Below are 9,913 nucleotides of genomic sequence, written 5' to 3' on the forward strand. Positions count from 1 at the left end.
CCCATCGCAACCGTTCCCCACCCGTTCGGGCCGGTGTTGATCTGGGCGTGGCAGGCATCGCACGCCAAAGTCAGGTTCTCGATGTCGGTTTCTCCGCCGTCGGCCCATTCTCGGATGTGGTGTACGGCCGAGCGGCTCGCTGGCGCGTCGCATCCGGGGCGGGTGCACCCTCGTTCGGTGGCGGTGAGCGCGAGTCGTTGTGCCGGGTTGGCCAGGCGCTGGCCGCGAGACAAGTGCAGGGGGCGGCCGTTGCGGTCGAGCACCACCAGATACGGGGTGGAGTTCCTGGCGACCTCGAGGGCCTGGGTGATCGACATCGTGCCACCGGTGGCGGTGGTCGCCACGCCCGTGCGCTTCTCCAGGTCCTCGATGCTCATGGTGATGATCGTCGAGACCGGAAGCCCGCGATGCGATCCCAGCTTCGTGGGACCCATGTCGGGGCGGAAGAACACCATCAGGGCGTCGTGATTGCGCTGATCAGCGGTGCGGTGATCGCGTTTGGCGGCCGCGCGCAGCTTCGCGCGGGCTGCGGCGCGGGCACGCTGGGCCGGGGTCAAAGACGGATCGTCGACATCGATATCGTCGGTGTCGACGCCGTCGTCGAGTTCGGTATCGAGACCGAGTTCTGCGGTGGTCCACGGACTTTCGGGATCATCCGGGTTGCACATGCCGGGTCGCCCGAATTTCTCGAACATCGGGATCATCACCGCACCCAACTGCGGGGTCAGGAATCCCGAGATCGGGTACATGCCATCAATCCGCTGATGCCCGATCTTGATGCACCGGACCCGCTGGCGGTCCCGGTTCTCGACCAGACGCCCGTCGGGGTCGACGTACGCCAGGATCCGCACACCGAGCTTGGTCACACCCTTCGGATCACCCTCGCGGGCATACTCGGTGAGGTGCTGTTCGGCACGATCTTTCGCTTCCGGACCGGCGGCATCGGGTATCCGCTTCATCGCATCATCGATCGCCTTCACATGATCGGCGGAGATCTCCCCGGCGCGTTGCGCTGCGGCGACGAGCGGCAACTTCGGCGGACGCGTGCTCGAACCTTCCGACACCGTCGACAACAGATCAGCGTTACGAACTCGGGTAGCGGCCTCGGCGTACGACAGTCGCAGGGTTTGTTGCAGGAACAGGATCAAGCTCTTCACACCCGCCCGAGGGCCCAAGTCCCGCGCCCCGCACTCGAGAGCGAACCGCTGCTTCACCGCCTCCAACTTGCGGAAGCTGGTCTCGAGCTCCTGCATAACTTCGATGACCTCGTCCTTGGCCAACGAGTACATCGGCAATTCGAGCAGGTTCTCCACCGCGGCGCCAAGTGCTTTGGCACTCGTCGCGATCGTGGGTACCTCTCCCGAATCCATGCCTCTATTCTACCCCGCGATAGCAAGCATGAATAGGTCAATTCTGTTGTGACACAACAGGATTCAGACAAATCGACAGTCGAATTTTTCCCACGAGAGGCGCGAATCGCTTCACACCCCACCCGGCCGGCACACCCCGCCCGGCCACCCCACGAACGCGCCGCAACGACGCCTTCGCACACCCGAAATCCCCCGCACCCGCCTCACGCCCCCGCATTCCACAGGGTGGAAAACAGGTGGTCTCCCGACGACCCGCCTGTGCAGGATGCACGGGCGAACGAGAGTCGGGCCGCACCGCGCGACCGCGAGTACCCGGGTGTGGGTGCCCGCCCGCGCGACTCACCCGCTCGCCGGGGCAGTTCCGGCAATCCGGAATAGCCCCTGCGGCGAGGTGTTCGACTCAGGTGGTGAGTTGGGCTAACGAAAGGGGTTGTCGGTGACGGCTACCGGGTTGAAGTCGTCGATCGGGCTGCGGTCGGAGCGCGGGCCGATCCTCGCGGCCATCATGCTGGCCACCTCGCTCGTCGCGCTGGACTCGACGATCATCGCCACCGCTGTCCTCACCATCACCGATCAGCTCGGCGGCTTCTCGCAATTCCCGTGGCTGTTCTCGATCTATCTGCTCGCGCAGGCCGTGACGGTGCCGATCTACGGCAAACTCGCCGACATGCTCGGGCGCAAACCCGTCATGCTCTTCGGTATCGCGGTCTTCGCGCTCGGCTCGCTGCTGTGCGGGCTGGCTACCTCGATGCTCGGGCTCATCATCTTCCGCGCGGTGCAGGGGATCGGCGCGGGCGCGGTCGGGCCCATGTCCATCACCATCGCGGGCGATCTGTACACCCTGGCCGAGCGCGCCAAGGTGCAGGCGTACCTGGCGGGTGTGTGGGCCGCGTCCTCGGTGCTCGGCCCGCTGCTGGGCGGCGTGTTCTCCGAGTACGTCAGCTGGCGCTGGATCTTCCTGGTCAACCTGCCGCTCGCCGCGGTCGCCGACTGGATGATCCTGCGGAATTTCACCGAGGTCGCGCCCCGGCGCAGCCATCGTATCGACTACCTCGGCGCGGCTCTGCTGACCCTGGGCGCGGGCGGGCTGATGCTCGCCCTGCTCGAGGGCGGGCAGGCGTGGGCGTGGGACTCGCCGGTGAGCCTGGCGCTGTTCGGCGGCGGCGCGCTGGTGCTGGTGCTGTTCGGGCTGGTGGAGCGGCGGGCCGCGAATCCCATTCTGCCGCTGTGGGTGCTGACCCGGCGGGTGCTCGTCGCCAGCAGCCTGGTCTCGCTGCTGGTCGGGGCGATCCTGCTCGGACTCACCTCCTACGTGCCGACCTTCGCCCAGGGCGTGCTCGGTTCGGGGGCGATGGTCGCGGGCCTGACCGTCGGCGCGCTCACCCTGGGCTGGCCGCTGTCGGCCTCGCAGTCGGGAAAGGTGTACCTGCGCATCGGATTCCGCGCCACCGCTGTGATCGGCAGCACCCTCGCGGCCGTCGGCGCCGCCACACTGCTGCTGGTCGACGCGGGCTCCGGGCTGCTCCAGGTGGCGCTGGGCTGCTTCATCGTCGGCATGGGGATGGGCCTGGTCGCGAGCCCGACGCTCATCGCCGCGCAGGCCAGCGCCGAATGGTCCGAACGCGGCGTCGTCACCTCGACCAACATGTTCGCGCGCTCGCTCGGTAGCGCCCTCGGCGTCGCGCTGTTCGGCGCCCTGGTGAACGCGCGCATCGGCGACACCGATCACCCCGCGCCGGAGGTGCTTTCGCCCGCCATCCACGTGGTCTTCGTCGGCGTGGCCATCGCGGCCGTGGTCATGGTCGCCGCGGCCGCCATGATGCCGCGCGCCACCGTCGAGGCCGCGCCCGAAACGCCCGTGCGCTGACGACGGCGGCGGACGCCCGACACGCCATGCGAGCGAACTGCGCCACACCGTGGCACGGCCGAGGAGGCGGTACCGCGCGAAACGCGGGCAACCGGGCGAATCGCTCGGCCCGATGACGAGATTCGGGCCAATTGGGACGTGTCGGCAATGATCTAGCACACTGTAGGCGTGGTTGAGGTCGAGGATGTATTGAGCCGTTTGCGGCGGTACCCCGATGTGGAGGCGGTGAACCTCTACGCGGTGGACGCCGCTGATCGATTGCTGCTCGACGAGGCGGCCGAATTCCTCGCCGCCGCAGGCGATGATCGCGTCGCGGTGCTCGACGACGGCTACGGGGCGCTGACCCTGGGCGCCATCGCCGCGCACGACCTGCACGGCGTCCGGGTCCATCAGGATCTGCTCACCGGCGAGCTGGCCCTGGCCGGCAACGCCCGGCTCGTCGGGCTCGCCGACCGCTACAGATCGCACGAGCTAGGCGAGCGGTTGCTCGCCGATGTCCGGGTGGTGCTGTGGCGGCTGCCGCGCGCGCTGTCCGGCCTGGCCGAAACCGCCGATGCCATCGCCCGTTTCGCGGCGCCCGACGTCCGGGTCTACGCCGGCGGCCGGGACAAGTACCTCACCCCGGCCATGAACGACGTCCTCGCCGAGTCCTTCGGTTCCGTACAGGCCAGCCGGGGCAGGCAGAAGTCCCGGGTGCTGCTGGCCACCGAGCCGAAAGCCCTTGGTGAACCCCGCTTTCCGGTGCGCAACCGGCTCGACGAGCACGATCTCGAAGTCGTCGCGCACGGCGCCGCCTTCTCCGGCCCGCGCCTCGACATCGGCACTCGCTTCCTGCTCGACCACCTGCGCCGGATGAAGCCGGACGCCCGTGAGGCGGTCGACCTCGGTTGCGGCACCGGCATTCTCGCGGTCGCCCTGGCCAAGGCCCGGCCCGGCATCCGGGTCACCGCCACCGATCAGTCGGCCGCGGCCATCGCCTCCACCCGCGCCACCGCGGCGGCGAACGACGTGGCGGACCGCGTCCGGGTGCTGCGCGACGACGCCATGTCGGGACTGCCGGACAACAGCGCCGATCTGGTGCTGTGCAATCCGCCGTTCCACGTGGGCGCGGCCGTGCACACCGGGTCCGCGATCAAGATGTTCCAGCAGGCGGGGCGGGTGCTGCGGCCGGGCGGGGAGCTCTGGACCGTGTACAACACCCATCTCAACTACCGCGGCGTCATGGAACGCATGGTCGGCAAGACCGACGTCATCGGCCGCAATCGCAAATTCACCGTGACGCGTTCGGTGCGCGGCCTGCACGGCAGCGCCGCCGACGCGGACCGCTGAGCGACGTGCCGGGCGCACCGCCCGGCACGCTGAACCAACCGACCAGCACAATGTGGTTATGGGCCGAATCGATCTCCGCATCTTCACCGAACCGCAGCAGGGCGCGAGCTACGACACCCTCCTGAGCGTGGCCAAGGCCACCGAGGACCTCGGCTACGACGCCTTCTTCCGCTCCGACCACTACCTCGCCATGGGCGACGCCGACGGTCTGCCCGGACCCACCGACGCCTGGATCACCCTCGCGGGCCTGGCCCGGGAGACCCGGCGCATCCGGCTGGGCACCCTGGTCACCGCCGCCACCTTCCGGCATCCGGGCGTGCTGGCCATCCAGGTCGCCCAGGTCGACGCCATGTCAGGCGGCCGGGTCGAATTCGGCCTGGGCGCGGGCTGGTACGAGGCCGAGCACACCGCCTACGGCATCCCCTTCCCCGCCGACAAGTTCCCGCGCTACGAGGAGCAGCTCGCGGTGATCACCGGTCTGTGGAACACCCCCGCCGGGGAGACGTTCTCCTTCGCCGGTGAGCACTACACCCTCGCCGATTCCCCGGCCCTGCCCAAGCCCGCGCAGGACCGGATCCCCGTCGTCATCGGCGGCATGGGCGCCAAGCGCACCCCGCGCCTCGCCGCGCGCTACGCCGCCGAGTTCAACGCGCCCTTCCAGTCCGCGGCGGCCAGCGCCGAACAGTTCGAGCGAGTCCGCCGCGCCGCCAAGGACATCGGCCGCGACCCCGCCGCGCTCACGTTCTCCAACGCCCTGGTCGCCTGCGTCGGCACCTCGGACGCCGAGATCGCCCGCCGCGCCGCCGCGATCGGCCGCGAGGTGGACGAGCTGAAGGAGAACGGCCTGGCCGGCACCCCCGACGAGGTGGTCGAGAAGATCGCCGCCTACACCGAGACCGCAGGCACCACCCGCTTCTACCTCCAGATCCTGGATCTGGCCGATCTGGACCACCTCGAGCTCATCGCCTCCCGGGTGATGAGCCAGCTGGGCTGATGCCACGACGGCGGGTGGCTCGGTGATCGGGCATCCGCCGTTCTTCGGCCGGGCAGAAGAGTGCCTCGCTCAGTAGACGTTGCGTTCGAACAACCTGACCGGGCCGTCATCCTCGGCTTGTTCTTCCCGCCTTCGCCGTTGTTCTTCGAGCCGGGCCGAGTTTGCTTCAGCGAACGTTCGCACAGAGGCGACCTGAGGGTCGGCCAAGACATCTCGCATGGCTTCGGCGACCTGTGGTTCCTTGTGCGCCACGGCCGCTCGATATGCGGCAAGTATCAGTTCCTCGCCGCGAATGTTAATGGATACCAGGCGATTTTCGGAGTCGACAACTACTTTGACCCCTTCCACGACTCCGATTCCTCGGATGTTTTCCAGTTCGAATTGCGCGCGCTGAACTTTCAGGCCCAGCTCATCATATTTGCTCGGAGCGGGAAGCATGCCGGCGACCTTTCCTATTGTTGCTTATGCGGGGTCTGTGGCATCCAATATCAAGTAGTTGCCGTCGTCCTGTAGATACGCGGTTGCCTGCCAGCCCTCTGAGTTCTTGAAGAGGTCACCGAAATCTCGGCTGGTCTTGAAGGCGCTGGACGGCAGGTGAGGGAGCAACTTTTCTTGCAGTCCCGCCGGTGTTGCAGGTTCGGCTGGCTGATACTTGGTTCGAAGATCATTCGCAACTCCGGGCTCGAGTTGGATGATCGCCTGTAACCAGTAGGTTGTGGGACCGACGGATCGATCCGAAGAGTTGTTCCAGGTGATCCAGTCGGCTGCGACGGGCCGCCCGATAGCGGGAAATCGCTTCGTCAATGGGTCGAGATCGTTGCGAACAGTCATGGTCTTGCCATCTGCGGTGCTTCCCGACTTGCCAGGTCCGCTGCATCCGGCCGTGGCGCACGAGAATATGAGCGCGAGCCCGATGAGGCGCAGTGATTTTTTCACTTGGGTCGTGCTCCTCCGGTGTCGGAATTATTATCTGCGGGAAAACGGGAACCGTTCGCATCTTGATTGTCGATTCGATCTTCTCGACCCGGATTGCGTTGTGGTTCGGAGCCGTCGGTGACAACCGACGATCCCGGTGGCTGTCCCAACTCCCAGGTGACGGTTCTGGTGATCTTGCCTTCGGTTTCGAAAGGGCTTGCCAGCCCCACCTCCGCGAATCTGCCGTTGTCGTCGTCCGGGATGCCTGTTGCGATATCGTTTGCGCCCTTATTGAAGTTGTAGTAGTCCATCGCCTCCACGGTGATTTCCATGGTCACTTTGTTGCCATCAACTCGTACGTTGGAATGACTCCACTCTTGATGTGCCCCGATAGTCTTCTGCCAATTCTCTGTGCTCGGGTTTCTGACATCGTACGACCCGCCGGTGATCTGAAATTCGGAGTTACCCTGTTTGGCGATAAGATCTGCAGCTTGAGCGGCACGCGATATCTCGCTGTCTACCACAGATTTGATGGCAGGATCTTCTCTGTATGCTTCTTCGAAGTCGATTTCGAGCTTCTCCCCCGAGTTCTCGAGGTAGCGCCTGTATGCTGCCGTGGCATCATCGAGTTCAGACTTTCCGACCTCGCCTGCGAGCAGCTTTGCCTTCCAGATTGCCAGGTTCTTGTAGTCTTCGAGTGTTGCATCCTCGGAACCTGGCGTGAATGTCTCATCCTTATTGAGGTGAGGCTTTTTCGGGCCGCCCACCGTGTACTCGACCCCGTCGATATTGAACGTTTCGATTGCGACCGGCGTCGTTGGATTCTGGGCCAGTAGATTCAGGCTGGCGATGTGAAATCTGATCGCTGCCGCAGCGTTTCCTTCGCTGGTGGAAAAGTTCTTCAGGAGGCCGCTGATTTTGTCTTGAAAATCTTGAGCCTGCTGCACCAGCTGTGCCTGAAGAATTTGGGACGCGAGATTGCTCTGGGCTCCGTGCATTACCGGCGGCGTCACCTTGCCGTCACTGTCGACGGTCATCCCCGCTGCGGGCACGTCGACATCGACAACTTGGAGCAGGGACGTGCGGGTGCCGTCCAGCTCGGATCCGTACGTCTTGTAGCACCCCGCGATCGCGGTGGTCACCTCGTCGATCTTGGTCGCTTCGAGCTTCTCCGACACCGCACGAGCGGACGCCGCTGCTGCGGCCTCGCCTCGCCAGCCGCCCAGGGCCGTGTCGATGTCCTTCCCCATCTGGGTGACAGCGTCAACAAAAGTGCTGTTCTGCGTAGAGACATGAGACCCGAACGACACCATCGTGGACGGGGCGCAGTTGCGGACGTAACTGATCGTCGTCATGCTCGGCGGGCCTATCCGTTCAGCTTCTGGAACTGATCGGCGAAGGCCTGGTCGACCTGCTCGTATGTCTTCGCGCCCGAGAGAGCTGTGGTGGACATCTGGCGAATATTCGTGCCCTGTGCCGCGTAGGCAGCCAGCACCGCCTGGGTCACCTGCGTGGTCACCGACTCGAGCGCAGACCCTGGCATCGTTATCGAGGCCAGGTGGGCAATGCCACCGATCGTGTTGGCGTGACCCTCCAGCGATGTCCCGAGTTTGGTCAGCGCGTCCGCGTCAACCTGCAGTATCTCGACCATGATCCCCCCTGTGGAACAACTGATTCGGTCGAGTCGGTGACATACCGGGCTCGACCCCCGCGGTCGAATGCTATATCGCGGTTATCAATCGGTGAGCTTCCGAGTCGTTTGCTCCGCCTCGATGAATCGGTCTTCGCCAGGGTGTTCGTCGCTGTCCAGGCGGGCGCGGTTGACCTCAACCCGTACTTTCGGGCTTGGAACCCTCGCTGTGGGCGCGCGGGACGGTAAAGCTCGGGTAAAGTCCGAGTGGTCTGATTCGGGGTTGTTGGGAACTCATCCCGTCCCCGGATCGTTGGACTCGGTAGTTACGAGGCCACGGGCACCGTGAGCCACGACTCCAGAAAGGGAAGCGCCTTGCGCACCACCTCGAACCCGGTTTTCAAGAACCTGTCGCCGCAGCAGCAGCAAGGCGGCGGTTACGCGGGCTTCGGCTCGGCTGCCGCTGGAGCCGGACAGTTCGCCAACCAGTACGGTCAGCAGCCGCCGCAGTACCCGGGCGGATACGGCTACCAGCAGCCGCCGGTGCCGACCACGCGCCCGATGACCATCGACGACGTCGTCACCAAGACGGGCATCACGCTCGGTGTCGTCAGCGTCTCGGCGATCATCGCCTACGCGCTCGTACACGCCAACAACGCGCTCGCGGCCCCGCTCGCGATCGTCGGCGCGCTGGTGGGCCTCGTCCTCGTGCTGGTCGCCTCCTTCGGCCGTAAGCAGGACAACCCGGCGATCGTGCTGTCCTACGCGGCCTTCGAGGGTCTGTTCCTCGGCTCGCTGTCGTTCATGTTCACGAACGTCTCCTTCGGCGGCGCGGGCGGTTCCGCGCTGATCGCGCAGGCCGTCCTCGGCACCTTCGGCGTGTTCTTCGGCATGCTCGTGGTCTACAAGACCGGTGCGATCCGGGTGACCCCGCGCTTCACCCGCATGATCGTCGGCGCCCTCATCGGCGTCGTCGTCCTCATGCTCGGCAACCTGATCGCCTCGTTCTTCATGGACGGCGGCCTCGGCCTGCGTGACGGCGGACCGATCGCGATCGTGTTCAGCCTCGTCTGCATCGCCATCGCGGCCTTCAGCTTCCTGCTGGACTTCGACGCCGCCGATCAGCTGATCCGCGCCAACGCGCCGGAGAAGGCGGCCTGGGGCGTGGCCCTGGGTCTGACCGTCACCCTGGTCTGGCTGTACATCGAGATCCTGCGCCTGCTGTCGTACTTCAACAACGACTAGCGGTAGGACACACGAAGGGCGGGCACCGGAATCCGGTGCCCGCCCTTTCGTTTTCACCGCGTCGCGCCGGGCCCGAGGATGTCGGTCGCGACGTGGTCTTCGCCGCAGCCGTCGGCGATCACCGCCACGCCCACCGAGTTCTCGGTACGCAGCGGCAGGATGGCCCGATAGGCGGGGGAGTCGTACCACGCCTGCGCCGCTTGATAATCGGGGAACTCCACCACCACGACGAGGCCGTCGGCCGGGCCCTCCACCGCCCGCTGCGCCCCGCCGTGGACGAGGAACTTGCCACCGAACTCGGTGAAGGTGGCGTCGATTCGCTTCAGGTACTCGACGATGCCTGCGTTCACATCGACAGCGTGCAGATGGGCGACGGCGTAAGCGGGCATGATGCCTCCTTCGGGGATACGTGCTCTCCCCAGCCTTCTCGCCCCGTGACCGCATGTCGATTCCCAGATAGGGAATGAGAAACAAACAGCCGCGCGACCTGACGGTCGCGACCACGACCGTGGTGAACGAACCGTCGCCTTGTTCTCGAGCCAGGGCACGGCCTTCGCGGTAGG

10 protein-coding genes are annotated in these 9,913 nt (G+C 65.7%); 4 read left to right on the plus strand and 6 right to left on the minus strand.

Annotated features, from left to right (window positions below):
* Positions 1–1,370, minus strand: a 1,370-nt coding sequence (locus ACWDOP_RS38690; RefSeq protein WP_456349045.1) for a DUF222 domain-containing protein, incomplete at its 3' end; no start/stop codon positions are given.
* 436 nt (positions 1,371–1,806) lie between these two features.
* Between ACWDOP_RS38690 and ACWDOP_RS38695 the strand changes: the two genes are divergently transcribed.
* The 3 genes from ACWDOP_RS38695 to ACWDOP_RS38705 all read left to right on the plus strand — a co-directional run bounded on the left by ACWDOP_RS38695 (position 1,807) and on the right by ACWDOP_RS38705 (position 5,560).
* Entirely contained in the window at positions 1,807–3,237 is a 1,431-nt protein-coding gene (locus tag ACWDOP_RS38695; RefSeq protein WP_456349046.1) for an MDR family MFS transporter, read from the plus strand.
* A gap of 168 nt (positions 3,238–3,405) precedes the next feature.
* The gene (locus ACWDOP_RS38700) at positions 3,406–4,566 is read left to right on the plus strand and encodes a class I SAM-dependent methyltransferase (RefSeq protein ID WP_454202644.1); all 1,161 of its coding nucleotides are present in this window, start codon (positions 3,406–3,408) and stop codon (positions 4,564–4,566) included.
* Positions 4,567–4,633: 67 nt separating this feature from the next.
* Positions 4,634–5,560, plus strand: coding sequence for an LLM class F420-dependent oxidoreductase (locus ACWDOP_RS38705; RefSeq protein WP_456349052.1), 927 nt, complete (start codon positions 4,634–4,636; stop codon positions 5,558–5,560).
* 69 nt (positions 5,561–5,629) lie between these two features.
* Here ACWDOP_RS38705 and ACWDOP_RS38710 read toward each other — a convergent pair whose 3' ends face one another.
* From ACWDOP_RS38710 to ACWDOP_RS38725, 4 genes are read right to left on the minus strand one after another with little or no spacing between them, the layout of a single operon-like run.
* Positions 5,630–5,998 (minus strand): hypothetical protein, encoded by a 369-nt coding sequence (locus ACWDOP_RS38710; protein ID WP_456349047.1) that lies wholly within the window; start codon positions 5,996–5,998, stop codon positions 5,630–5,632.
* A gap of 24 nt (positions 5,999–6,022) precedes the next feature.
* Positions 6,023–6,496: a hypothetical protein gene (locus ACWDOP_RS38715; RefSeq protein ID WP_456349048.1), complete on the minus strand. Its 474-nt coding sequence runs from the start codon at positions 6,494–6,496 to the stop codon at positions 6,023–6,025.
* A complete protein-coding gene (locus ACWDOP_RS38720) occupies positions 6,493–7,830 on the minus strand; it encodes a hypothetical protein (protein WP_456349049.1) in 1,338 nt (445 codons plus the stop codon). Before ACWDOP_RS38720 ends, ACWDOP_RS38715 begins: the two co-directional genes overlap by 4 nt.
* Positions 7,831–7,841: 11 nt before the next feature.
* Positions 7,842–8,126, minus strand: a complete 285-nt coding sequence (locus ACWDOP_RS38725; protein WP_456349050.1) for a UDP-glucose 4-epimerase — start codon at positions 8,124–8,126, stop codon at positions 7,842–7,844.
* A 354-nt stretch (positions 8,127–8,480) separates the two neighbouring features.
* Here ACWDOP_RS38725 and ACWDOP_RS38730 point away from each other — a divergent pair, with 354 nt between their 5' ends.
* Positions 8,481–9,350, plus strand: a complete 870-nt coding sequence (locus ACWDOP_RS38730) for a Bax inhibitor-1/YccA family protein (protein WP_454202645.1) — start codon at positions 8,481–8,483, stop codon at positions 9,348–9,350.
* Positions 9,351–9,403: 53 nt separating this feature from the next.
* Here the strand turns inward: ACWDOP_RS38730 and ACWDOP_RS38735 are convergent, their stop codons facing one another.
* Positions 9,404–9,739, minus strand: a complete 336-nt coding sequence (locus tag ACWDOP_RS38735; protein ID WP_456349051.1) for a DUF1330 domain-containing protein — start codon at positions 9,737–9,739, stop codon at positions 9,404–9,406.
* Positions 9,740–9,913 lie beyond the last annotated feature (174 nt).

This window comes from Nocardia sp. NPDC003693 (assembly GCF_053981095.1).

Bases quoted from the DNA above. Each gene is read 5' to 3' on its own strand.
- ACWDOP_RS38710 (WP_456349047.1), bottom strand. From the start codon at position 5,998: ATGCTTCCCGCTCCGAGCAAATATGATGAGCTGGGCCTGAAAGTTCAG.
- ACWDOP_RS38725 (WP_456349050.1), bottom strand. From the start codon at position 8,126: ATGGTCGAGATACTGCAGGTTGACGCGGACGCGCTGACCAAACTCGGG.
- ACWDOP_RS38720 (WP_456349049.1), bottom strand. From the start codon at position 7,830: ATGACGACGATCAGTTACGTCCGCAACTGCGCCCCGTCCACGATGGTG.
- ACWDOP_RS38735 (WP_456349051.1), bottom strand. From the start codon at position 9,739: ATGCCCGCTTACGCCGTCGCCCATCTGCACGCTGTCGATGTGAACGCA.